Below are 216 nucleotides of genomic sequence, written 5' to 3'. Positions count from 1 at the left end.
CCAATGGACGCTACAGGGATCGAACCTGTGACCCCCTGCTTGTAAGGCAGGTGCTCTCCCAGCTGAGCTAAGCGTCCATATGGAGAGGAAGGGATTCGAACCCTCGAAACAATTCCTTGCTTACATAGTTTCCAACCATGCTCCTTCGGCCAGACTCGGACACCTCTCCGATTCTTCCACTCTCTCACTATCTTCTTCTTGCTTCATAAACCAAAA

The 216-nt window shown here is 50.5% G+C and carries 2 tRNA genes; both read right to left on the bottom strand.

Annotated features, from left to right (window positions below):
• Positions 1–4: 4 nt before the first annotated feature.
• A tRNA-Val gene (locus EUI_RS0101800) sits at positions 5–77 on the bottom strand.
• Between the two features lie 3 nt (positions 78–80).
• Positions 81–169, bottom strand: a tRNA-Ser gene (locus EUI_RS0101795).
• Positions 170–216 lie beyond the last annotated feature (47 nt).

The sequence above is a fragment of the Leuconostoc gelidum subsp. gelidum KCTC 3527 genome (assembly GCF_000166715.1).
Taxonomy (GTDB): Bacteria; Bacillota; Bacilli; order Lactobacillales; family Lactobacillaceae; genus Leuconostoc; species Leuconostoc gelidum.
The sequence above is the reverse complement of the archived record's forward strand: the minus strand, read 5'-3'. Positions and strand labels throughout refer to the sequence as shown.